Consider the following 25,018-nt stretch of genomic DNA (forward strand, 5'->3'; position numbering starts at 1 on the left):
AAACTCTCGGATAACCTAGCCATGGTGGCATGGTATGCCGTGACCTTGTTGGGATTAACGGGAAAAGTCCGATTCTTTTGTCAAGACGAAACAAGGATTGGCTTGAAAACCATCAGTGGTCGTAAAATAACGGCTCGTGGGGTCAAACCCAAGGCAAAAGTCCAGTGGCAGTTTCAGGCTACATGGCTATACGGCATCGTCGAACCTGCGACGGGAGAAAGCTTTTTCTATGAATTTAGTCATCTCAACACTGACTGTTTTCAAATATTTCTAGACCTTGTATCAGAGAAATTTGCAGATAGCATAATTATCATGCAAGTTGATCAAGCTGGTTGTCATCGGGCTAAGCGTTTACGATTGCCTCACAATATCATTTTGATATTTCAGCCTGCTCATTCTCCAGAATTAAACCCAATTGAGCGGGTTTGGCTACATTTGAAGCAAGGGTTGAGATTTTCTTTACCCAAAAATATGGATGAGTTGCGGCTTTTGGTCAAGAATCGTCTCTCCGAAATGACTAAATCTGTAATTGCTTCTCTTGTCGGTAGAGATTCCATACTGGATGCCCTATCTGTTGCCTCTCTTTTGTGATTTGGTATAAGAATATCCCCTTTTCTCACTATTTGCCTTGGATTAACCTTTTTGTTTACATAGACAGTATCTGATAAGCTCAATTGTCCATTTTGAATATTGGAAGATCTGAGAACGAGTAAACCACTAGTTTTATCTCCTAAAGCATCTTCAGGCGCATAGGTAATACCGATAATACTAGTGCCAATATCTTTAAGTCGTTTTAATTGCCAATGTTCAGGAACATCCCCAATCCACTCAACACCACTATCTTTCATCGGCACAGACTTATCAAGCCCGCGAGTCACAGTTTCATTGATGAGAGACTGTTTGAGCTTGCCGTATTGTGTTGCTTTTTGGGTGAGTAGATCAATTTTGCGATCGCATTGCGCCGTTTTTGTATCTAGGTAATTTGCGATCAATTTTTGTTCTGAGATAGGAGGAATAAACCTAATTAATGAATTTAATCTTTCTAAATTCAAGTTATCTTGAGTACTAGTAACTTTTACTTTGTCTAGTTCATGTCTCGTAGCAGAAAATAAATAAAATAGATAATCTGTATCATTATTTTTAGGTTTATAAGCGACTATGCTATCTGGGAAATAGGTATCAAAATCAACTATTGCAACATCTCCAATATTAGCCGCAATAGCCATTACTAAAGTTCCCTTTTTGAATTTCTTACTTACAGTCGTTCCTTTATCGCTTAGAGTTTGTTTGTAGACATTAATATATTTAATTGCTCTAGCAACATCACCAGTTTGAATAAATGGATGAACTCCATCATACATTTGTGGATCATTTCGAGGTCTATGAGTAAATTTTCCACGTTCTAAAGTAGCAATATCTTTAACCCGCCTTTCTTCCCAATGCTCAGGCACATCGCCCAACCACGCGACTCCACTATCCTTATATAATTGATAATTTTTAATTGACAATTGATAATTATTCATTGTTAATTCTCCATTATTAATTCTCCATTAAATACTACATCCTCATAAACCTGTTCAATCTGGCAGGTGAAATTAACACTTTTTAGCTCGATCGCATCCCCTTTTTGATAATTAATAATCCGCCAATCACCCGTTTCAGTTTTACGGAATAACTCGATTTCGATCGCATCTACACTGACTAAAACATATTCTTGTAAACTTGGATTACGACGGTACATTTTAAACTTGTTGCCACGGTCATAGGCTTCTTTACTGGGCGATAAGACCTCAACGATCAGACAAGGATAGGTAATGTATTGGCTCGTGGTTTTATCGCGATCGTCACAAGTCACACTGATATCAGGATAGACATACTTCGTCGCGCCGACAATACTTACTCGACAATCAGAATTAAGTGTTTTACAGCCACTTCCTCGCAGATGAGGTTTAAGTAAAACCAGAAAGTTTCCAGCAATACTCCCATGATCGATCGTGCCACCACTCATTGCATAAACTTCACCATCGATGTATTCATGGCGTTCTAATTGTTGTTCCTCCCATGCGAAGTATTCTTCTGGAGTGAACTTCGGAAAATGTTCTTTTAAAGCAATCATCTAAACCTCCAAACATTTACTTTACTCAAATTGATAATTGATAATTGATAATTATCAATTATCAATTATCAATTATCAATTATCAATTATCAATTTTTCCAACTCCCTCAACTCCCTATCCAACACCGATATCTCACCTAAAATCTCCTCAACCGATCGCAACTTTTCAGGCTTATAAAACACCTTATTAAAATTAATCTCCACACCCACCACATTCTCCAAATACTCAAACGGCTTCGTAATATATTTCGCCATAAACGCCGCGATCGCCTCTCGATTTACCACCTCATCACGATGAAAGGGAATAATCTCATAATCCTTCTGATAGTCAGGCATTAACTCCACCGTAATCTCAATCCGTTCAGCCTGAGTTTTAGACGCTTTTTTAAAAGCCGCCTTCACCACAAACTTCCCACAGCCCAACTCCTCACGCTTTGCCCCAGATTGTTTGATGATTGTCTCGCGATCGCTATCAAAACTATAAACACCCTTATCCGTCGTCACCACCAACGGCTGATCCTTATAATCCAACGAATCAATAAACGGCTTAATGTCCTGCTCATAAAATGCTAAGAGATCATCAGAATCGGTAATCGTAAACTCAGTCAGCGATCGCACCCCATTATCTAACGCGATCGGAGATAGCTTGAGACTGGTCTTACCATCCTTGAGGTGACTCGCAAAACTCCTGCCCTGCTCATCCACATTCGTGAGCATAATCCCCTGCTTATTGAAATAGAAAAACTCCTTGTCAAACACCCGCGCATAGTCATTGTCCACAAACCGCGCCAAAGTTTCCACAATCTCCAAGCGGCTTGCCTCATCGATTTCCTTGCGCTTCGAGCCTTTATTTTTCTTGAGTGGCTTAAACTTTTCACTCGCATTAATCAGCATCACCTTATTTAGGCGATCGCCTGACTTGCGCTTATTCAATACCCACAGATAAGTATAAATTCCCGTATTAAAAAACTCATCCGTCGGCAACTGGATCACCGCCTCCACAATATCGATATCCAACATCCACTTGCGAATATTGCTCTCCGCCGAACCCGCATCCCCACTAAACAGCGTCGAGCCATTGTGAACCACCACACCCATACCATTCACACTCAGCTTCGAGATCAAATGCTGCATAAACAACAACTGACCATCCGAAATCGACGGCAAATACTTAAAGCGCTGTGTCTTATCGTCCTTAATTGCTTTTTCGTAACCTTTCCAACTCACCCCATAGGGCGGATTGGCAATCACCACATCAAACGCACCATCGTCAAACTTGTCATCCGTCAGCGTGTTGCCATGCAAAATTTTGGAATCCAACCGAAACCGACTCTCAATCTTTGCCAACGCATACAATGCATCATTCCAGTCTTGTCCAAAAGTCTGCGTCAGTCGCTTTACCTTGGCATTAATCCGATCCTCCACCCCAAACAGCAAATTTCCACCGCCACAGGTGCAGTCATATATTTTTAAAAGGCGATCGCTATCCTCAATCTTTGAGGCAATAATTTCCGCAATCAGCCCGATCACGTCATCAGGCGTATACTGTTCCCCCGCCGTCTCTGCCGAAATATCCGCCCAACGCCTCTTGATATGCTCCTCTAAAGTCGTAATTTCCGAGTTGTTAAACGGTTTTAGGTCAATACCGCTCCATTCCTTCGTATAGCCCAGCAAAACTTTTTTGGCATTCAGCTTCGCAATCACCCCCTTGATATCGAGAAACTTTTCCCCCTCAGTCGCATCTACACCCAGCAAATCCCTAGTTTCACCATCAAATCCCCGCAAATAAGCCTCAAAATCAATATTAAAAGATTTATCATTCTGGCAAATATCTTTGAGCGTTTGATTCTTCTCAAAAATAAACTTGTTATAGCCTTGACCCCGATCTTGAATTAGCGTCATCCGATCCTCTGCATCCAGCTCCGCCAACTCCGCCGCCCCAATTTCGGCAGTCAGTTCATCTAATACCAAATCACTTAGATAGGGCGACAGATGGGATTTTCACACTCTAAATATTGGTTTGGGTTTACGAGCATTTTTTAATAACCATCTGTCGTCTTTACTTTGTGTTTTGGTATAACATTCTAATCAAACGACTCTCGATCATCACCAAAGCAAAAAAAGGCATCATGAAAGACGGCCATTCAGACTCCTTAATCCCACAGCCCCGCAGCAGATCCGCTGTTGCCCAGATCGTTGATTCGTATTGAAGGATATTAGTCGTTGCCATGTAGCTGTTTTTCGCTCAAGTTTTAGCTGGATGCCCCCATTATGTCAACAAAAGGGGAAAATCTTTTTTTACTCCCGTCCCACCCAAAGATTAGCGGGGATGCGCGAAGCGCATCCCCGCTAATCTTTGGGTTTTAATGTCCATTTTTAGACTGAGAAGGGAGTAGCAATGCGATCGCTATAGCTGTGCCATTCTTGTTAAGACATAAAACCCAAATAGTGTGAGGCGGCGCGAAGCGCCGCCTCACACTATTTGGGTTTTGAATTGTCCTGATACAGGTGGCTATAGCTATAAACCCAATGGCAAAAACAACTCATAAACCTGAAATATGGCTTAGTCTTTGCAAGTGGCTGCACAAACAATGTCATCGTAGCAGTAAAAAAATTTTGCTTGAATAGACAATAAATTGGTGACGGTTTTTCGGTATCATAAGCATCAGATTAAAGTAAAAAGTTAAATTTATATAAAGGGCGATAAGAAGTGACTATCAGGGTAGCGATTAATGGATTTGGACGCATCGGACGTAACTTTCTCAGATGTTGGGCTGGTCGCTCAGAAACAAACATAGAATTAGTTGGACTTAACGATACATCCGATCCCAGAACTAACGCTCACTTGCTCAAGTACGACTCCATGCTCGGCAAATTTGCTGGCGAAGTTAGTGCTGATGACACCACAATTACTGTCAATGGTAAAACCATCAAAACAGTCTCCGATCGCAATCCTGACAACCTCCCATGGAAAGATTGGGGTATTGATCTAGTTATTGAATCTACAGGTGTATTCATTGACAAGGTTGGTGCTGGTAGACATATTGGCGCAGGCGCTAAGAAAGTTTTGATTACAGCACCTGGCAAAAATGAAGATGGGACATTTGTAGTTGGTGTAAACGAAGATAAGTACGATCACGACATTCATCACATCATCAGTAATGCTAGCTGCACCACCAACTGCTTAGCACCTGTAGCTAAAGTCATTCTAGAGAACTTCGGTATTGTTAAGGGTGTAATGACTACTACCCATAGCTACACTGGTGACCAGCGTTTGCTAGATGCTAGCCACCGTGATTTGCGTCGTGCGAGAGCCGCAGCTTTGAGCATTGTGCCAACATCAACTGGTGCAGCTAAGGCAGTTGCTCTTGTACTACCTGAGCTAGCTGGTAAATTGAATGGGATTGCTTTGCGTGTTCCTACTCCTAACGTCTCGGTTGTAGACTTTGTAGTAGAAGTTGAAAAGCACACGATCGCTCAAGAAGTGAACGAAGCATTCCGCGTTGCTGCTGAAGGCTCCATGAAGGGCATTTTGGAATACAACGAATTGCCTTTGGTCTCCATTGATTATCGTGGTACTGATGCATCTTCGATTGTTGACTCATCTCTAACTATGGTTATGGGTGGCAACATGGTGAAAGTTGTAGCTTGGTATGACAACGAGTGGGGCTATAGCCAACGTGTTGTTGATTTAGCCGAAGTTGTAGCTAAAAACTGGAAATAAATTTTTCAAAAAAAAGAGGCGGTGCAAAGCACCGCCTCTTTTTTGTTGAGTTCACGCAATTTCGCTGATGTATGGATATAGAGCGATGCGGTTAGATTGAGTAATACCAATTAACAAAAATATAGACAAAAATGTGGTCACAATTTTGTCAATTAAAAACCAAATCCAGTAAGGGTTTTATAGCTGCCGTCGATTGTGTTAGGACAAAAGCAAAACCCAAGGAGAGAATGGCGGCGCGAAGCGCTGCCATTCCCTCCTTGGGTTTTATGTCTTCATACACTTAGCGACAGCTATAAAACACAAAATGGCTAAGCCATTTTGTGTTTTGGTATAAAAGTTACATTACATAATCGCAAACAATTAAGATTCAGTTGCTATTGTTGTAAAAACTCCTCGATTCTCTTCAAAAAATAACAAAGCACTCTTTTCTCATCGGCAATCGCAATGAAAATACCTTCTGCTTTGGTTAATTTCGGAGCGTTCTGTAAACGCAATCATCAGCAATTAGTCGCTGGATTGATTACTTTTTCGTTTTCACTGGGCGTTTTAGGATTGAGAGAAAGCGGAGCTTTTAAGGAAGTTGAGCTTTGGGTCTATGACAGTTTGATGCGATCGCAACTCCATGAACCTCAAGATCGGCGCGTGGTCATTGTCGAAATTTCAGAAGCGGATATTCAAGACTTTTCTAAACTATATGGTGAGCGATGGCCGATTTCAGATCGCTTATTTGCCAAACTGATTAATCAAATTGCCGTAGCCAAACCCGCCGCGATCGGCGTTGATAAATATTTAGATTTACCTGTATTAGAAGGTCGTGATGAGTTAGTTGCCGCAATTAAGAATGCAGGAAATGTAGTCAACGCTAAATTTATTGCCACAGTAGCAGGTAGAAGTAATGTCGATCCTGCAAAAGATCTCGAACAAATTAGCGCCCATGGCTATGTAAACTTACCTAAGGACAAAGGGGCGCTTGTACGGCGGGCTTCAATAGTCGGAGATTCAGGTTCTTTTGCCTTTGAAATCGCCAATTTATATCTAAAAAAATTACACAACAAAAGCATTGAATTTAATCCCGAAGCAATTCAGTTTAAGGCTGGTAACCAAATTATTCCCAGATTAACGGCAAATTACGGGGCATATCGTAAAGAGGATGATAGTGGATATCAAATAATGATTCGCTATCGGGGCAAAGTAAGATCTTTCGAGCATATTCGCGCAACTGACGTGCTGGAGGGACGTGTTGCTCCTGAAAAATTTCGTGATCGCGCTGTCCTAATTGGTGTAACCGCCGAAAGTACTAAAGATAGCTTTCCTACACCTGTCAATGTTGAGGGTGAGGTGATGTATGGAGTCGAAATCCATGCAAATATTGTCAGCCAGTTGATTAGTAGTACTTTAGACGATCGCCGTTTTATTCAGGTATGGTCAAATGAACTCGAAAATATCTGGATTTTATTTTGGGCGATCGCTGGTGGTGCGATGGCAGCATTTATTTCCCATGCTGGCAAAAATATTGGACTTTTAATTATTTTCGCTGGGGGCTTAGTTTGGGTTAGCTATTTTGCTTTTGGTCAGGCTTTGTGGATTCCCTTATTCCCTGCCCTATTAGGTTTGATTTCAGCAAATGTACTTGTGATGGCTTATCAGCTTGCGATTCAACAATCAGAACGCAAAGTGTTGATGGGATTGTTTTCGCGACATGTTTCTAAGGAGTTAGCCGATATTATTTGGTCAAACCGTGAAAAATTTCTGCAAGAGGGACGGATCACTGGACAAGAAGTATATGTGACGGTCTTGTTTACGGATATGCGAAATTTTAGTACGGCGGCGGAAGCCCAAGCTCCTGGGGAGACACTAAATTGGCTCAATAATTATTTGGGTACGATCGCTAACGAAGTTTTAGCCTACGGAGGGATGGTCGATAAGTATATTGGTGATGCGGTGATGGCAGTATTTGGTGTACCGATTCCCCATAGCAATGAAGTGGAGCGTACCCGTGATGCTCAATCTGCGGTTGCTGCGTCTTTAGCGATCGCCCGTAAGTTAGCAGAAATGAATGATATATGGGTAGCCCAAGGACTACCTCCCGTATCAACAGGAATTGGCATTAATTCTGGGCTGGTGATTGCAGGAAGTTTGGGAAGTTCGGAGCGTCTTGAATATTCTGTATTAGGAGATGCGGTTAACGTTGCGTCGCGTCTGGAAAGCTTTAATAAAGAAGTTGATGGTGGACCGCATCACATTTTGATTAGTGAAGAGACGTATCGACGCTTAGATAATAATTTCCAGACCGAGTTTGTAGGTAAATTTGCTCTCAAAGGGAAAACCCAAGAAACAGGAATTTACCGTGTATTAGATATCCAAAAGAAAACTAATCAACTTAGTCCAACGGGCTTTGCTGAAAATAAATAAAGGGCGGCGCTTCGCGCCGCCCTTTGTACCTCGCTAGACAAATCAAAAACCAAATAGTGTGAGGCGGCGCTTCGCGCCGCCTCACACTATTTGGTTTTTATGTCCTAACAAGAATGGCGACAGCTATATAATTTATTTTTTAGTTAACACTTTAACTGGTGTTGATGTGGTTGTTGACAAATCTGTTAATGCGGGAGGTTTGTCTGTTGACTTAGCCTCAGGTTTAGCTTCTGAGGTTTCCTTAGTATCAGGAGAACTAGATTCAGGCTTTGTCTCTTCAGTTTTGGCTGGGAAAAATTTACGTGGATCAAAGTTGCTGAAATTTTTGAACACATCCTTGGGAGCAGAAGTTGGCTTGAACGTCTTAGGCTCCTTTTCAGGCAAGACATCTTTGGCTGTTTCAGCTTTTGGAGTTACTTGAGTTGTATCTTTAGTTGATTCCTTAGAATTCACTGGAGGAGTTACTACAGAATTCACTGGAGGAGTTACTACTTTAGGAGCGATCGCCTTGGTTGGCACGACAACAGGTGCGGTTTTTACCTTGACTGGTGGTGTAACTGGCTTCGTGGTTTCTACTACAGGAGCAGCTTTGACTTTGAGCGGGGTAACTTTGGCTGGCTCTGCAACTGGTGCAACCTTAACGGGGACAACCTTAGTAATTACTGGAGCAGTCACTGGTGCAACCTTGACTGGTTCTACTACAGGGGTAGATTTGCTCTTAATGGGTTCAGTAATTGGTGCTGGTTTTGGCGCAATAGGGGCGATCGCTTCGGGAGTTGTTTTGATTGGAACCACAGGAACTGGAACCACAGGAACTGGAACTACAGGAATCACAGGTACTACTGAGGGCTTAGTCTCTTCCTTGATTGCGGGTGCAGGGCTAGGAACTACAGCTTTAGGTGTCTCTGCGGGCTTTTCTGTAGGCGTGATAGCGGCAGGTTCTGGACTTGCTGACTCGACAGGTGCAGGTGTTACTTCAGGGGCAGGTGGCACATAGTCGGGATTGACGATCGCCTCAATATTGGCAATCTTTTCGCCACTGACTAGACGCGCTAGGGTATCAGTACCATTGGGTTGATAGTTAATCAAATGAGCAGTGCTGTTAAACACATTGGCGATCGCATCGCCATCTGGTTCTAGCAATTCTAGTTTTACCCAGTTTTGTCCAGTTTTAAAACCTTTGAGATAGATAGGCTCCCAGCGATCGAAGGTAAAACTTTTTCCATCAATGGTGGCGCGAACTTGCCAATCATCGATCGCCTCTTCATCTTTGCCAAGTAAATGCAAAGGTGCATTTTGCAGATAAAAATCAAGCATGATTGGCTCTGCCCCATAGGTTCCCACAGGACGACTGTAGGTAAGCAAAGGGGTTTTGGGTTCTGGCGTATTTTCACCTGTCTTGGTCAAGACATGGAAAGTAGTCTGGGCATATGCTCCCTGATTTTTGAAGCTTTCATGCCAAGGACGGGAAGCAAAGGCGCGAATTGTATGGGTTCCTGCACTGAGGTGATCAAATGTTGCGGATTGAGTGAGATCGTAAACTGCTTTGTATTCTTGGTTATCCAAAGTCACATGGATATGGGGACCCAAGCCAAAATCAGCATTTTTGAAAATCGGTAAATTTTTTACATCAAATTTGACTGACACTTGAGTATCGTTTAGCACTTCATCAGGTTTGGGGCTAACGATGCTGACTTGTGGTGTATAGCGCTCAAGCAGGCGACCGAGGCGTTGAATTTCAGTAGGAGGTGAAACTTCGGTGATATTGATGTTAGAAACTACTGTGGCTGTTGGAGCTTTACTAACTGGTTTATTATCACCTCCGCAAGCTGTGAGGTAAAAGCACAGGGCGATCGCCATCAGCAAACTGGATAACTTTTTCCAAGGGATATTTCGCCAATAAGATGAAACTCGCGAAGTCTTTGGCTTGTCTTCGGGTTGGTTAGAGTTTGCGATCGCGCTCATAAAAACTATGCTCAACTCAGATTACACAGGCAAATATACCGAAAAATGAGCGCTTTGCTTGTAAAGAAACCTCATAATTTATAAAGCAATTTGCTAAAGCGTAACCTTAGGCGGCTTTTTGATAAATTGCTTTATGCTAAAAGTTATACCTTTCACGCTCAAAATTGTTTTCATCAATGCAAGTACGTCGCCAATCTGAAACCGCTAGAAACAAAGGCTATGCGATCGCCGCGCTCAACGATGCGCCTCAAAATATCCTAGAAAAAATTGTCTGGCAAAAGGAGCGTGAGGTTGCCCAGATGTATGTCAATGCATCCCTAGATGTTGTGAAATCTCAAGTTGCAAATGTCCAGCCTCCGCGAGATTTTTATGGCAGATTAGAAAATTCCCGCACCAAACCCGCATTGATCGCCGAAGTTAAAAAAGCCTCACCTAGCAAAGGTGTCTTTCGTGAAGATTTTGATCCTCAAGCGATCGCAAGAGCATACGAAATTGGTGGCGCAAGTTGTCTCTCAGTATTAACGGACTCAGAATTTTTTCAAGGTGGATTCCAGAATCTGCAATTAGTCCGTCAAGTCGTCGATTTACCTTTACTTTGTAAAGAATTTATTATTGACCCCTATCAAATCTATTGGGGGCGATCGCATGGCGCGGATGCCGTCCTATTAATTGCCGCAATTCTCACCGATGCCGAGTTAACCGAATTTCAAGCATTGATTCACCAATTAGGAATGGCAGCTCTAGTTGAAGTGCATACGCAAGCGGAACTAGATCGGGTTTTACAAATTCCTGATGTGCGCTTAATCGGGATTAACAACCGCAATCTAGAAAACTTTGTCGTCGAGCTTAAGCAGACCAAAGTTTTGATGGATAGACTAGATCCAGCTACTAGGAATAAATATCTCTGGGTCAGTGAATCTGGTATTTATACCCGTCAAGATTTAGATTTTGTCCAAAGTTGTGGTGCGAGTGCTGTATTAGTAGGTGAATCTTTAATCAAACAAGAAAATATTGAAGCAGCAGTTAAGAATTTAATAAAAGGCTAGATCACACTAGATATAAAAATAAGGGCTAGAGGCGATGGTAACGACATTAGCAATTTCTAAATATGTTAATAGTTTGCTAGAAGTAGAAACCAAATTTTCGGCACAGCAAGCTATTACCGATCGCTTCTTCAGTGAATGGTATGAAGACTTACCAGAGTTAACTGAAGTAGAAAAAGAACGTTGTGATTTATTAAAAGAACGCTATCTTTACCATCGCCATCATGGACATATTAGCGAAGGTCTGGTTAATCAAATCGCGATCGCCCCTTTGCTCGAAATGGCTGGCTTTTACGATCCGCCTTTTGACATCAGAGCCGAATATCCTGTTCAACTTGAATCAATAGAATTTGATGAGAATGAAGAAACTATCTATCAAGGACGTATTGATACACTCGTAATTCACAAAAAACTGTGGGTACTAGTCATTGAATCAAAAGGACAAGCATTTAGCATTGAGTCAGGCATGGCTCAGGCTCTTACCTATATGCTAGATAGCCCTAATCAATCACAGCCAACCTATGGATTTATTAGCAATGGTGGATTTTCAATGTTTCTTAAAGTCATGAAAGGTGAAGTTATGCAGTATCAATTTTCTAATGATTTCTCATTATATAACCGCAGAACTAATGAACTTTTATCTGTACTCCAAATCCTTAAGAAAATCTCTCAATTATTTCAATAACTTTGCTATCTGAACGCTAATGCTAGAGGAAATATGAGTCAGAATTTACAATTATTATTTCAAATATTTCAGAAGTTTTTACTACCAGTTATTCGCATTCTTGCCTTTGCTTATATTGGCTTAGCGATCGCCTTATATCTTGGACAATCAAACTTAGTTTTTATGCCTAGTAAAGATGTCATAGAAACACCTGAAATACTTAGTATAAAGTTTGAAAATATTCAAATTACAACCAGAGACAATGTCAACTTAGATAGTTGGTTTGTACCAGCTAAAGATAATGACTTAGTTGGCAAAGGAGTGATTTTATTTTGTCATGGCAATGGTGGCAATATTAGTAACCGCATCAGCTATTTACCGATTTTTAGAGAATTAGGGCTGGCAACTTTCCTGTTTGATTACCGTGGCTATGGCAAAAGTGGGGGAACTCCTACCGAAGAAGGAACTTATGCAGATGTTGAAGCTGCATGGCAATACCTGACCCAAGAAAGACAAATCCCTCCACAAAAAATTATTATTTATGGTGAATCTCTGGGTGGCGCGATCGCCTCTTACTTAGCCCAGAAAAACTCGCAACAAAACGGCAACGATAATGCAGGTGGTTTAGTGCTTGCTTCAACATTTACCTCAATTAGCGATCGCGCGGCTGAGCTTTATCCATTTATGCCAATTCGATTTCTGTCACGATTTTCCTACAACTCCATCGACCGATTGCCCAGCATTAAAATCCCTGTTTTAGTGATTCATAGCATCGATGATGAGATCATCCCCTTTCACCATGGCGAGCGCAACTTTCAAGTAGCCAATCAGCCTAAAAAGTTAGTCAAACTACGCGGCGATCATAACAGTGGCTTTCTAGATTCCCTCGAGACCTATCGTAATGGGGTTAACGAATTTATCCAAAGTATATAATCGTGAACAGCGAACCAAAAATTACGAATTATCCCAAGCTAAGAAATGGCTAAACCATTTCTTAGCTTGAAAGACATTACTTGGTTTGAGTTTTAATCCATAAAAGTGTGATCACACTTTTATGGATTGGTATTTAAGAGTTACGAATTATCAATTTAGGAAGATCTATCTGTGCTGCTAGGTTTCGATCCAGGAAAACAAAAATGTGGTGTTGCTGTCATGGGCTTAGATCGTAAGCTACATTTTCAAGCAGTTATCCCTAGTGCCGAAGCGATCGCTAAAGTCGGTAACTTGTTAGCTCGCTATCCTATTTCTCTGATGATCATGGGCGATCAAACCGCCTCTAAGCAATGGAAAGCTGAACTACAATCCACATTCCCTGATTTACGAATTATCACCGTAGATGAGCGTTTTAGCAGCGAAGAGGCGCGTCAAAGGTTTTGGCAAATTTATCCAGCTAAAGGCTTAATGAAGTTAGTCCCCCTCGGAATGCGATCGCCTGATCGCCCCATTGATGACATTGTCGCCGCCATCTTGATTGAGCGGTATCTCAGTCGTCTAATTAGTTCATGACTCAAACCCAAATAATTTTTAATATAGCTGCCGTCGATTGTGTTAGGACAAAACCCAAGAAGAGAATGGCGGCGCTTCGCGCCGCCATTCTCTTCTTGGGTTTTGCTTTTGTCCTCATACACTTGGCGACAGCAATAAAGACAGGAAAAGCCAGTCTTATTAAAAATTATTTGGGTTTTTCTCTAAAAGTTTTGTCAAGCTTCGTAAAGTAACGTTAAGTAAGCTTGAAGCAGGGGTATATAGAAATGATATCTTTGCTCTTGATATCAAAAGCATATACGCAATTTGGGAGAACATCTCAATGTCAGAAGAAACAGCAACCTTTACTGCACCTGCCCCTAAAGGCAAAACCCCTATCTGGGGTGGTAGCACAGGTGGTTTGCTCAACTCCGCTTTCACCGAAGAAAAGTACTTAATCTCTTGGAATAGCCCCAAAGAGCAAGTATTTGAAATGCCCACAGGCGGCGCTGCAACTATGGTCAGCGGCGACAACTTGCTTTACTTAGCTAAGAAAGAGCAAGCCCTTGCTTTGGGTACACAGTTGCGTAAATTTAAGATCACCAATTACAAAATTTGGCGCGAATTTCCTAATGGCGACCAAGTTTATCTACATCCTAGCGATGGTGTATTCCCTGAGAAGGTGAATGCTGGTCGTGTTGCCGCTAATAGCGTCAGCCGCAAGATTGGTGATAACCCTAATCCTATAAGCGTCAAGTTTACAGGTAAGGCTACTTACGATGTCTAATTAATAGCTTTGGCTATTACTATCGCTCTCATTTATTTTTATTTTTTACAAAAGCTGTCGCGATCGCACAATTTCGGCAGCTTTTGTTTTATGGATACTCGCTGGCGCGAGTCTCAAAGTAGTCCAAAAGCTGTCGAGAACACATGATTTCGGCAGCTTTTGTTTTGTGAATACTCGCTGGCGCGAGTCTCAAAGTAGTCCAAAAGCTGTCGCGATCGCATGATTTCGGCAGCTTTTGTTTTGTGGATACTCCACTGGCGCAAGTCTCAAAGTAGTCCAAAAGCTGTCGCGATCGCGTCCCTTCTCCCTCAAGAATCAGTGTTGCGGCGCGAAGCACCGCAACACTGATTCTTGAGGGAGAAGATGAGTGGCTTGTTAAACAAGGGGCTTAAGCCCCTTTTTCCCTATTTGCTTTCGTAATAACTCTGATAGCTTTATCGAATCTATCTTTGGTGGTATAGCTTGTTAAGAAATATAAAGTATTATTAATTCAAGCAAAGATTTTTAAAGTCTAGAAATCAAAACACACAGGAGATAATTGCAATGTCTGACACTACAGAGCCTAAATTTGGTTTTAACAACTTCGCTGAAACTTGGAACGGTCGTCTTGCAATGCTTGGCTTCGTTATCGGTTTAGCGACAGAGTTGCTCACTGGTCAAGGTATCCTTTCTCAAATCGGCTTGCTATAGTTTTTAGTTAAAAGAAGGGGTCGGTGCTAAGCACCGACCCCTTCTTTTATGCTAAATATTCTAGAATTTTCTGAAAAAGCTTGATAATTGCATCTTCACCATTATCACGAATAAAAATATCAAAGTTCGGATGTGAGTTCGCTTCGATTAACCAGTAACTCCCCAGATCATCCAAAGCAACATCTAAACCCACATAGGCGATCGCCATTTTCTGAAAAATTGGTTTAATGAATTCATCGATCGCCTGAATAACTTGAGAATCGCTTACTTGTTTAGCGATCGCCCCTTCCCAATGTAGAGGACTAAGATTGCCAGTAAATTTTGCTTGCGAAAAGTCTTTGTCATACAAAATCACTTGTTCACCATTGAGACATACGCAGCGATATTCTTTGACAATATTGATAGACTCTTGGGCAAGTGCAATATAGTCATAGCTTTTAGAGTTGATATTGAATATATACTCTAGAGCCTTTCGCATTTGCTGTGGATCATGACATCTAAAAACATTGCTTCCTCCCGATCCCCGATTTCTTTTGAGAATAATGGGAAGCTCAAATTTTTTCTCAATTTCAGCAATAATTTCATCTATAGAAGAAAATTGTAAATACTCTTTATATTTCTCATCGCAATAGGGAGAAATGAAAGATATAGTATGTGGCATCTTCACTACATCTTGGAAGACTTGATAAAAGTACTGCTTATCTTTAAAAATTTCAGCGACAGATTGAGGTGTTAATGGCGTTGAATAGTTAGTAAAGTAATAGTCGCGATCGCTAATTATGACTTTGACTAAGTTTTGATTAGGATGCAAAATCTCATAGGAGATAGATGAATTTTTGCAAGCTTCAATCATCATTTTAATGTTTGTTAGCATAGTCCTCTAATCCTATAAATAGCTATGTGCAGACATTAGGAATTGAATAGAATGATTATTTGTCATTCTAAAATCTCCCTAGCTTTTCCTAAGTAAGGGGATAGTAGTTTATTAATCTGAGAAACTAGAATCGATTCTTTACTATTTTCTAAATCTCTGAGAATACGCTCTTTTAATCTATTTTCATGAAGATGATAGATTTTGAATTCATTTGACAAGTGGTTTAGGAGGTTTGTAAAGGCTTCCTTTCCACGAAAATATTGTTTGCAATCCTCTAGTAGTAAAGACTGTGGATCTTCAATCCAAGTTCTCCAATTATATTCTTCTAAAACTTGATCAAAAATAGCAGCACAGCTTGCTATTTTGTTTTTAGATTGTTGAGATTTTTCATCTATTTGCGATATATACCATTTTCTTAAATCGTCTATACCTGTAATATTTTTGGGTATTTCTAATTTAGGATATAATTTATCTGAATGTAGAAATCTAAATCTAATACATTCTATAAATTCTTTTTGGACCTGATTTTGAAAATACTGTAATAAAAAATCATTGATAAATCCTTCTGTTATCGGAGTTATGACTTGCTTTGTAGGCTTATTGTTTAATGATTTATCTGGTAGTTGGTTCAAGAAAGATGTGATTACATCAAGCTCATCAAGTAAAAAGTTTTCCCATTCATGGCGTTCCCAATAGATAATTTTTGCTTTGTTTCTTTCAATCAAAATATTGTCTGCAATGTTATCCTCTGATGATTTACGAAAATCACGATCTGCGATCGCTAATACAGGAATTACTTTATGAATAGAATTTTCTCTGTTTTTTACTTTGTTATATATTAGCTTTGCGACTGTATTAAAGTTGCTACTACCACCAATTTCAATAAATTCATAATTTACTGTACTAATATCTGATGATAAAAGACGACCAAATGATTCAACTTCAGGGCTATTTGGTTCTCCTTCAACTAGGATATATAGAGTGTCGTCTTTAATATTCATTATTAACTACTCTGACAATTTCCCAAGATGAATAATTTCTGAGTCATAGAAAAGACCAATCACATCAGGTGAATGAGTAGTAAAAATATATTGATTATTATCCGTATCTTCTCTCAATGCTCTAATTAATCTTTTTTGCCAAGTAGGATGCAGATTAAGTTCGATTTCGTCAATTAACACAATTGAATTTTTTGCGATCGCCGAAGTTAAACCCACTAAGATTCGCAAAATTTGATGCTCACCAGAACTCATTTGGTATAGATCATATTCAAGTTGATTTTTTCTCAAAATAAGTGTATCTAAATCAGGTCCAGATTCAAAACGAACTAGTTCTGCTGGAAAGCAAATTTTGTTAAATAACCGCTTAATTCTACTCCAATAGGACTCGCCAAATTTATCCTCATTCCACGTGATATGTCTAAAATAGTATTTATATAGCAGTGAAAGAACCCCATTATGTTCTAATTCGTCATGATTTCTATTGTTGAAAATACTATGTTCTAGATTTACTGTGCGCCTTTGATCTAAATAACAAACACTACCAACTTTATCAAAAATGCTCTCAGATTCTAGCTTTCTCTCAATAGACTTTCGAGCTTTTCCTCTTGCGCCTAAAATATTATGTAAATCAGTTGGTTCATCACAATCAAAAGTCTTAAATCGCTCCATGATTTGTGATGGAGGAAAAAACCAAGTAAATTTCAGACTATCCTGTACGGGGAATTTTTTTTCCTCTTCTAAAAAAGCAGAAGTGCCAAGATCAGCATAAATTTTTTTAATTACTTCTGCTTCATACTTATTTATTGAATATTCAAAGCCTATATTTGCAACATATCCTTTTCCTCTTACAATTTGCTGAGGAGAAAAAATCAATCCATCTCTTAGTTGAGGATTTGGGTTTTGTGGATCTTCAAAGGTTTTGACAACAATATCAATAGCATCAAAGATAGAAGTTTTCCCAGAACCATTAGGACCAACAATTAAAGTCATTAATCTTGGTCTTGATAGTTCGTCAGTAAAATCTAATTCAAGATGTTTAATGGCTCGAAAATTTTCAATTTCTAACGAGTGTAATTTCATGGTTAGACTTCTATCTTGACTTAAGGGAATTGTTAAGAATTACCAAGAGCTTGTCTTAACTGAGCTTCCGCCGCTTCTAGAGCTTCTGGCAACTTGCTTGCATCCTTCCCACCTGCTTGAGCAAGGTTCGGACGACCACCACCGCCGCCGCCGCAAATCTTGGCGATCGCACCGATAAATTTGCCAGCTTGTAGCCCCTTAGCAATCACTTCTTTGCTGAAAGAAGCGACAAGTGTGACTTTGCCATCTTCGCTAAAGGAGCCAAGCACCACTGCGCTATGCCCTAACTTCGCTGATAGTTTTTCGGCAGCCGCTTTGAGGGCTTCTGCTTCGATATCGGGAAGTTGAGCAATGAGAATTTTAAATGCGCCAACGGGTTCTGCTTCCGAGAGGAGGCTATCAGCTTTGACTAGAGCTAGTTGCTGCTTGAGAGATTCGATTTCTTTTTGAGAATTTTTTAACTCGTTTTGCAGTCCTGTAATCCGATCGCTAATTTCTTCAGGCTTAATCTTAAAGCGATCGCTTAAGTCCTTGGTGATATTGTCGCGCACTGTTAAATATTCCAAAACTGCTTGACCTGCGATCGCTTCGATGCGGCGCACACCAGAAGCAACACCAGCCTCAGCAATGATTTTGAATACGCCGATTTCGCTAGTGTTTTTAACGTGTGTACCGCCGCAGAGTTCCATCGATACGTTAGGAATATCCATCACGCGAACTTCTGCGCCGTACTTTTCGCCGAACATGGCGATCGCACCTTTAGCTTTAGCTTGAGCGATCGGCAATACTTCGATTACAGAATCATGGGCTTCAGCGATCCAGTTATTGATTTGGAGTTCGATTTGATGGATTTCTTCAGTTGTAACCGCACGATTGAGATTGAAATCAAACCGAAGGCGATCGCTATCAACTAAAGAACCTGCTTGAGAAACGTTAGAGTCAACGATTTTCTTTAGTGCTGCTTGCAAGAGGTGAGTAGCGGTGTGGTGGGCTTGGATGCGGCGACGCTCAGATACGGCAATTTGAGCATTAACACTATCACCAACAGTAATTTCTCCACGCTCAATTTGTCCAATATGAATAAACAAATCGGCTTGTTTTTGAACATCACTGATTTTGGCGATCGCTTCACCAATGGCGAGATAACCCGTATCACCAACCTGTCCACCTGACTCAGCATAGAATGGTGTACGGTCTAAAACGATTTGGACTTTACTGCCTGCGATCGCAGTTTTTACGAGTTCACCATTCACAAGAATTGCTTTGACCGTTGCAGCACTAATAAGTTCTGCATAGCCTAGAAATTCAGTTTTGCCAATCTCTTTAGCAATATTTGCCCAGTTGTCCTTTGCCATAAGGTCAATATCTTCATGGGCAGCTTGCGATCGCTCTTGTTGCTTCTTCATTTCTATCTCAAAACCATCGGCATCAACGGTAAAGCCGACCTCTTCGGCAATCTCTTGAGTTAGCTCAAGCGGAAATCCGTAGGTATCATAGAGAGTGAAAGCATCCACACCCGAAATAGTTTTGCTAGATTTGACTTCAGGTTTAGAAAGAATCTCTTCGAGTAACTTCTCACCACGCTCTAGGGTTTGTAAAAAGCGGACTTCCTCAATTTTGATTTCATCTTTGATCACTTGTTCTCTTTCGCGAGTGTTGGTATAAACCGATTCGGAAAGGGCGATCGCTACTTCGGCAACTTCAGACGCAAATGTACCAGAGATGCCAATCAAGCGACCGTGACGTACTACTCGACGTAGGAGACGACGCATAATATAGCCACGTCCGACGTTTGAGGCATTGATGCCATCAGCGATCATATGCACAACCGAGCGTACATGATCGCCAATTACCTTGAGCGAAGTCTTTACTTTCTCATCACTCTTGTGATAATCGATTCCTGCAATATCCGCAGCTTTTTTAATAATTGGGAAGATTAAATCCGTTTCATAATTATTGGGAACACATTGCAAAACTTGCGCCATCCTTTCTAAGCCCAAGCCTGTGTCAATGTTCTGTTTTTTTAATGGAGTCAGATTACCATCGGCATCGCGATTTAATTCCATGAACACAAGGTTGTAAATCTCTAAAAACCTTGAATCATCTTCCAAATCGATCGCATCATCACCCAATTCAGGGTGAAAGTCATAATAGATTTCTGAGCAAGGTCCACAAGGTCCTGTCGCTCCCGAAGCCCAAAAATTATCATCACCCATGCGCTGAATCCGATGAGCAGGAATGCCGATCGCATCACGCCAAATCGCAAAAGCATCTTCATCGGTGTGATAGACACTAACCACTAAGCGATCAGGCGGTAGCTGAAATACTTTAGTTACTAATTCCCATCCCCAAGCGATCGCTTCTTTTTTAAAATAATCACCAAAGCTGAAATTGCCTAACATTTCAAAAAAGGTATGGTGACGTGCTGTTCTGCCCACATTCTCAATGTCATTGGTGCGGATACATTTTTGGGATGTGGTGGCACGAGGAACTTCAGGCTCTTGCTGTCCTAAAAAAATTGGCTTAAATGGTAGCATTCCCGCGATCGTCAATAGTACTGTGGGATCAGCAGGTACGAGTGAGGCGCTAGGCAATACCTTGTGACCACGATCCTCAAAGAAATTGAGAAACTTTGAGCGAATTTCAGCACCAGTAAGAGAGGGAAGGCTAGCCATAAAAGTTTAGAGTAATGCAGACAGCAGATAAATGTTCAGGGAAACTTAGCAAGTTTGCAACATGATAAGTACCTAAAGTGTGGCGCACGCCGTGCGTGCGCCACACTTTAGATCTGGTTTTTAGTTATGCCAAGGTACTTAATATTGGGCAAACCTATATAAATTCTTACAAATTTTAATAATTTCCTAATTGTATTATAACGATTAGGACAGCTTTGCCCAAAACTTTGGTGATTATTGCTATAGCCATACAAGAAAAATCAAAACCCAAAGTAAGAGTGGCGGCGCAAAGCGCCGCCACTCTTACTTTGGAAACTATCAAATCTAGAAATCACCATAATCAACCTGTAAGCAAGTTAAACCCAGATCTCGCCAAACTCTAACTACTTGATCGCGATCGTCCAGCACAAAAGCAACATTGTATTTATCAAGAATAAATTGATCATAAATTTCCTGCTTGACAATGCTGTCTTTTCGCATATCACCAGACTTTCGCATATAGAGATTCTCAAATTTGATCCCATGCTTCTCTAACCATGCCAGAGTTTGAGGCTTGTATTTGTCTTCCCTCCCAGAAACAAACACGATCGCTTTTCCTGATGTCTGCAAAATGGAGCGTACTGGCTCATTTACTAAATCTTTCTCACAGCTAGCACCATCATAGGGACTGCGATCGCCTATCAAAGCAATAGTTCCATCTAAATCGCAGATGATTGCATCGGGTAAGTCTGGATTATAAGCAGGTTTGGGTTTTCTAGGTGGTGCGATAAATTGGTTGTACATATAGCGAATTACTTTCTCGCCGACTGAGTTAAACCGCTTTAAGTCTCTCTCAATGCAAGTCTCTAGAGGTACATGGCGAAAGTCTACTATTTCTAGAACCGCTAAGCCTTTAATCAGTTCTCTAATCCGTGCTTCATGTTTGGGTGCAAGATGTGTATTATCGACAATCACATGCTTACCTTCCTCTAACGCCGATTTAATTATCAGATCCTGTATGTTTAAGACAAATTTTTCATTGCCTTTGGAATGGGAAGAATTATCAAGCATGGCGCGAAGTTCGTCTTTGTTAACCCGCTTAATTGCATTGGGTGATTTATCCACCTTTGCCTTAGCCCATGTGGATTTACCAGAAGCAGGCAACCCAATTGTGAAATAAACTGTCAACATATATTCCCGTCAGTTTTTGTTTTCATTGATTATATTGGCGATCGCGCGATCGCTTCACCCCCATCATCAAATCCAGCAATTTCTGAGCGACTAGATGAGTATCCTGATGTGGAATGAGCAGAACAAACATTAACTACTGATGAATTCTGGGTTGCAGAAGGCGAAGACTGGGTGATTGATGGAGATATAAATGAGTGAATTTGTCGTATTTTCTGGAAGATGAATATGAACGGTTTACAGGTGAACTTTTGGCTGAAGAAATTATGTGAGTTTAGGCGATCGCCTCTCTACAATCTTCAAACACTGTATTTCCTAAAAAATTAAGTATTTTAGCTTTCTAAGGTTTGTTTCGCGACAAGTATCGAGACAAGTAAGCTATATCACTTGCAACGATCCCCGCAAAGATAGACAATGTTTGCATTCAGAAAAAATATGCAAATAAAAAAGCCAAGATAATCCGAATAATTTATGAAAAACGTACTGGCTATCATTCTGGGCGGCGGACAGGGAAGCCGACTATATCCCCTCACTAAGACCCGTGCTAAACCCGCAGTCCCCGTAGCAGGCAAATATCGATTGATCGACATTCCTGTAAGTAACTGTATTAACTCAGGTATTGAAAAAATCTATATCCTGACGCAGTTTAACTCCGCATCACTTAACCGACATGTCAATCAAGCCTATCGACCTGCATCCTATTCTGATGGCTTTGTGGAAATTCTTGCCGCACAGCAGACCCCCGATAGTCCAGACTGGTTTCAAGGTACAGCTGACGCTGTTCGTCGTTATGCATGGCTTTTAGAATCTTGGGATGTCAGTGAATATTTGATCCTCTCTGGCGATCATCTGTACAACATGGACTATGAAAAGTTTGTTGAGCATCACCGCGAAACTGGGGCAGATATTACCTTATCAGTATTACCTGTGGATCAGAAAAAAGCCTCAGCTTTTGGCTTACTTAAAACTGATAGTACTGGCAAAGTGATTAACTTCCTAGAAAAGCCTAAAGGTGAAGCTCTAGAGGGAATGCGTGTTAACACCACAAAACTCGGATTGGATCAAGCTTCCGCGATCGCGAACCCTTTCATCGCTTCAATGGGAATCTATGTATTTAACAAGCAGGCTATGTTAAAGCTGCTCAGCGAGAATCCTGAACACACAGATTTTGGCAAAGAAATTATTCCTGATGCCATTCACAATTTGAATGTTCAGGCTTATCTTTACAAGGGATATTGGGAAGACATTGGAACCATTGAGTCTTTCTATCAAGCCAATCTTGAACTAACTCGCCATCCTGCCACTGGTTTTAATTTCTACGAAACCAAAAAACCAATCTACACTCGCGCTCGTTACTTGCCCCCTAGCAAAGTGCATGATAGTAAAGTCAAGGATTCAATTATTGGCGAAGGATGTATCCTCAACCAATCCACAATTACTAACTCAGTTGTTGGGATTCGGATGCATATTGAAGCCAATTGCACAATTGAAGACACACTACTGATGGGTTGTGATTTTTATCAACCTGAAGAGGATCGTGCCTCAGATCTCGAAAACAGCAGAGTGCCAATGGGCATTGGTGAAAATACGATCATTCGCCACGCAATCATCGATAAAAATGCTCGCATTGGCAAAAATGTGCAAATTATCAATAAGGATCGAGTTCAAGATGTAAATCGTGAAGAACAAGGCTATTGCATCTGTAATGGCATTGTTGTCGTTGTCAAAAATGCCGTTATTCCTGATAACACCATCATCTAAGAAATAAGCGGCCCAAAGTGCCGCTTATTTTTGATTAACAAAAGCCTTGCTTAGCAAGGCTTTTGTTGTTTATAGAGAAGGCTGGCGCTTATGCCATTCCGTTGACTGCTCGTAGCCATAGGCAACTTGCAATAACACATCTTCTCTTAAGACATTAGAGATCATTTGCAAGCCAATTGGTAGTCCTTTAGAATCAAAGCCACAGGGGATACTAATCCCTGGAAGCCCCGCCAAATTCACAGGAATCGTCATCAAATCAGAGAGATACATTCCCAGTGGATCTTCCGTTTTACTACCTGCCTTAAAAGCAGTAGTAGGTGCGGTTGGACAAACTAAAACATCAACTTGCTCAAAAGCTTTTTGGAAATCTTGAACGATCAGAGTTCTGACTTTTTGCGCTTTGAGATAATAAGCGTCATAATAACCAGCCGATAGAACATATGTCCCAATCATAATCCGCCGTTTTACTTCCGCACCAAAGCCTTGTTCACGAGTATTTTCATACATACTCAGCAAGTTCTCAGCATCCTGATCACGGAAGCCATACTTTACGCCATCATATCGAGCAAGATTGGCTGAAGCTTCTGAAGGCGCAATGATGTAATAAGTTGGCAGTCCATAGCGAAAACGAGGACAGGATATTTCATAGACTTCAGCACCCATAGTCTCAAAATGAGCGATCGCTTTTCTAACCGCAACTTCTACTTCACTATCTAAACCTTCGCCAAAGGTTTCGGTGATTACACCAATTTTTTTACCCTTGAGGGACTGAGTTAAATCTGGGGTTAGTAAAGCCGCGTAGTCAGGGACTTCGATGTTAATGCTAGTGGAATCCTTAGGATCGTAACCTGCGATCGCTCCTAAGAATATAGCTGCATCTTCAACAGAGTTGGCAAAGGGTCCTATTTGATCCAATGATGAAGCAAAAGCAACTAGCCCAAATCTGGAAACTAGTCCATAGGTAGGCTTTAGACCAACGACACCACAATAGGAAGCAGGTTGACGAATTGAGCCACCCGTATCTGAACCCGTAGCAATTACACATTCACCACTAGAGACGGCTGCTGCTGAGCCACCCGATGAGCCTCCAGGCACATAATCCGTATTCCAAGGATTAGCTGTGAGCGAGATCGCTGAGTTTTCGGTAGAACTACCCATTGCAAACTCATCGAGGTTAGTTTTGCCGACCATGACAGCCCCAGCCGATCGCAATTTTGCCGTAATTGTCGCTTCGTAGGGTGGGACAAAATTTTTCAGCATATTGGAGCCACAAGTAGTGGGCATCCCCTTGACACACATATTGTCTTTCATGCCTAGGGGAATACCTGCTAATGCTGGTAAATTTTCTCCTGCGGCGATCGCGGCATCGATGACTTTTGCTTGGGCGATCGCCACTTCGGGCGTAACAGTCACAAAACTATGTAATTTTGTCTCTAACCGATCAATGCGATCTAAAAACTCTTGAGCAATTTCGGTTGCTGATCGCTCTTTATTAATTAAGGTTTGACGAATTTGGGCGATCGATGACATAAACAAGCTGATGGGTTATTGGGCAGAGTCCCAATTATAAAACCAAACTAGCTAATGCTAACGAT

At 41.0% G+C, this 25,018-nt stretch carries 20 protein-coding genes and 1 pseudogene; 10 read left to right on the top strand and 11 right to left on the bottom strand.

Annotated features, from left to right (window positions below):
• Window positions 1–21: 21 nt before the first annotated feature.
• Window positions 22–591, top strand: coding sequence for an IS630 family transposase (locus tag H6G05_RS25850; protein WP_322096362.1), 570 nt, complete (start codon window positions 22–24; stop codon window positions 589–591).
• A gap of 380 nt (window positions 592–971) precedes the next feature.
• Here the strand turns inward: H6G05_RS25850 and H6G05_RS25855 are convergent.
• The 4 genes and pseudogenes from H6G05_RS25855 to H6G05_RS12770 form a co-directional block, all read right to left on the bottom strand.
• Window positions 972–1,523: pseudogene (locus H6G05_RS25855) on the bottom strand (restriction endonuclease subunit S); the annotation flags it as partial.
• A gap of 2 nt (window positions 1,524–1,525) precedes the next feature.
• On the bottom strand, window positions 1,526–2,116 hold the full coding sequence (locus H6G05_RS12760) for a Uma2 family endonuclease (protein WP_190578543.1): 591 nt from the start codon (window positions 2,114–2,116) through the stop codon (window positions 1,526–1,528).
• A 75-nt stretch (window positions 2,117–2,191) separates the two neighbouring features.
• Window positions 2,192–4,087 (bottom strand): HsdM family class I SAM-dependent methyltransferase, encoded by a 1,896-nt coding sequence (locus H6G05_RS12765; RefSeq protein ID WP_199310505.1) that lies wholly within the window; start codon window positions 4,085–4,087, stop codon window positions 2,192–2,194.
• An 88-nt stretch (window positions 4,088–4,175) separates the two neighbouring features.
• Entirely contained in the window at window positions 4,176–4,346 is a 171-nt protein-coding gene (locus H6G05_RS12770; RefSeq protein WP_190578544.1) for a hypothetical protein, read from the bottom strand.
• Window positions 4,347–4,832: 486 nt separating this feature from the next.
• Here H6G05_RS12770 and H6G05_RS12775 point away from each other — a divergent pair, with 486 nt between their 5' ends.
• Window positions 4,833–5,840, top strand: coding sequence for a type I glyceraldehyde-3-phosphate dehydrogenase (locus tag H6G05_RS12775; RefSeq protein WP_322096363.1), 1,008 nt, complete (start codon window positions 4,833–4,835; stop codon window positions 5,838–5,840).
• 444 nt (window positions 5,841–6,284) lie between these two features.
• Complete coding sequence (locus H6G05_RS12780; RefSeq protein ID WP_190578546.1) at window positions 6,285–8,252, top strand: CHASE2 domain-containing protein; 1,968 nt, start codon at window positions 6,285–6,287, stop codon at window positions 8,250–8,252.
• A gap of 132 nt (window positions 8,253–8,384) precedes the next feature.
• Here the strand turns inward: H6G05_RS12780 and H6G05_RS12785 are convergent, their stop codons facing one another.
• Window positions 8,385–10,217, bottom strand: a complete 1,833-nt coding sequence (locus H6G05_RS12785; protein WP_190578547.1) for a hypothetical protein — start codon at window positions 10,215–10,217, stop codon at window positions 8,385–8,387.
• A gap of 176 nt (window positions 10,218–10,393) precedes the next feature.
• Here H6G05_RS12785 and trpC point away from each other — a divergent pair, with 176 nt between their 5' ends.
• The 6 genes from trpC (at window position 10,394) to H6G05_RS12815 (ending at window position 14,865) form a co-directional block, all read left to right on the top strand.
• Complete coding sequence (gene trpC / locus H6G05_RS12790; RefSeq protein WP_190578548.1) at window positions 10,394–11,263, top strand: indole-3-glycerol phosphate synthase TrpC; 870 nt, start codon at window positions 10,394–10,396, stop codon at window positions 11,261–11,263.
• Between the two features lie 34 nt (window positions 11,264–11,297).
• Entirely contained in the window at window positions 11,298–11,945 is a 648-nt protein-coding gene (locus H6G05_RS12795; RefSeq protein ID WP_190578549.1) for a type I restriction endonuclease subunit R, read from the top strand.
• A 33-nt stretch (window positions 11,946–11,978) separates the two neighbouring features.
• Entirely contained in the window at window positions 11,979–12,857 is an 879-nt protein-coding gene (locus H6G05_RS12800; RefSeq protein WP_190578550.1) for an alpha/beta hydrolase, read from the top strand.
• 171 nt (window positions 12,858–13,028) lie between these two features.
• Complete coding sequence (gene ruvX / locus H6G05_RS12805) at window positions 13,029–13,430, top strand: Holliday junction resolvase RuvX (RefSeq protein ID WP_190578551.1); 402 nt, start codon at window positions 13,029–13,031, stop codon at window positions 13,428–13,430.
• 301 nt (window positions 13,431–13,731) lie between these two features.
• On the top strand, window positions 13,732–14,175 hold the full coding sequence (locus H6G05_RS12810; RefSeq protein ID WP_103669609.1) for a photosystem I reaction center subunit II PsaD: 444 nt from the start codon (window positions 13,732–13,734) through the stop codon (window positions 14,173–14,175).
• 543 nt (window positions 14,176–14,718) lie between these two features.
• A complete protein-coding gene (locus H6G05_RS12815; RefSeq protein WP_126388604.1) occupies window positions 14,719–14,865 on the top strand; it encodes a chlorophyll a/b-binding protein in 147 nt (48 codons plus the stop codon).
• A gap of 46 nt (window positions 14,866–14,911) precedes the next feature.
• On the opposite strand, the gene H6G05_RS12820 is transcribed toward H6G05_RS12815, so the two are convergent.
• The 5 genes from H6G05_RS12820 to H6G05_RS12840 form a co-directional block, all read right to left on the bottom strand.
• Window positions 14,912–15,739 carry an ATP-grasp domain-containing protein gene (locus H6G05_RS12820; protein ID WP_190578552.1) on the bottom strand — a complete coding sequence of 276 codons (828 nt, stop codon included), beginning with the start codon at window positions 15,737–15,739 and terminating at the stop codon, window positions 14,912–14,914.
• A gap of 62 nt (window positions 15,740–15,801) precedes the next feature.
• Window positions 15,802–16,740, bottom strand: a complete 939-nt coding sequence (locus H6G05_RS12825) for a hypothetical protein (RefSeq protein ID WP_190578553.1) — start codon at window positions 16,738–16,740, stop codon at window positions 15,802–15,804.
• Between the two features lie 6 nt (window positions 16,741–16,746).
• Window positions 16,747–17,820 carry an AAA family ATPase gene (locus H6G05_RS12830; RefSeq protein ID WP_190578554.1) on the bottom strand — a complete coding sequence of 358 codons (1,074 nt, stop codon included), beginning with the start codon at window positions 17,818–17,820 and terminating at the stop codon, window positions 16,747–16,749.
• Window positions 17,821–17,852: 32 nt separating this feature from the next.
• The gene (gene alaS / locus H6G05_RS12835; RefSeq protein WP_190578555.1) at window positions 17,853–20,495 is read right to left on the bottom strand and encodes an alanine--tRNA ligase; all 2,643 of its coding nucleotides are present in this window, start codon (window positions 20,493–20,495) and stop codon (window positions 17,853–17,855) included.
• Window positions 20,496–20,819: 324 nt separating this feature from the next.
• Window positions 20,820–21,665, bottom strand: a complete 846-nt coding sequence (locus H6G05_RS12840; RefSeq protein WP_190578556.1) for a phosphatase domain-containing protein — start codon at window positions 21,663–21,665, stop codon at window positions 20,820–20,822.
• A 468-nt stretch (window positions 21,666–22,133) separates the two neighbouring features.
• Here H6G05_RS12840 and H6G05_RS12845 point away from each other — a divergent pair, with 468 nt between their 5' ends.
• Window positions 22,134–23,423 carry a glucose-1-phosphate adenylyltransferase gene (locus H6G05_RS12845; RefSeq protein ID WP_190578557.1) on the top strand — a complete coding sequence of 430 codons (1,290 nt, stop codon included), beginning with the start codon at window positions 22,134–22,136 and terminating at the stop codon, window positions 23,421–23,423.
• Between the two features lie 69 nt (window positions 23,424–23,492).
• On the opposite strand, the gene gatA is transcribed toward H6G05_RS12845, so the two are convergent.
• Window positions 23,493–24,953, bottom strand: a complete 1,461-nt coding sequence (gatA, locus tag H6G05_RS12850) for an Asp-tRNA(Asn)/Glu-tRNA(Gln) amidotransferase subunit GatA (protein ID WP_190578558.1) — start codon at window positions 24,951–24,953, stop codon at window positions 23,493–23,495.
• Window positions 24,954–25,018 lie beyond the last annotated feature (65 nt).

It is taken from the genome of Phormidium tenue FACHB-1050 (genome assembly GCF_014696925.1).
Classification (GTDB): domain Bacteria; phylum Cyanobacteriota; class Cyanobacteriia; order Pseudanabaenales; family Pseudanabaenaceae; genus Pseudanabaena.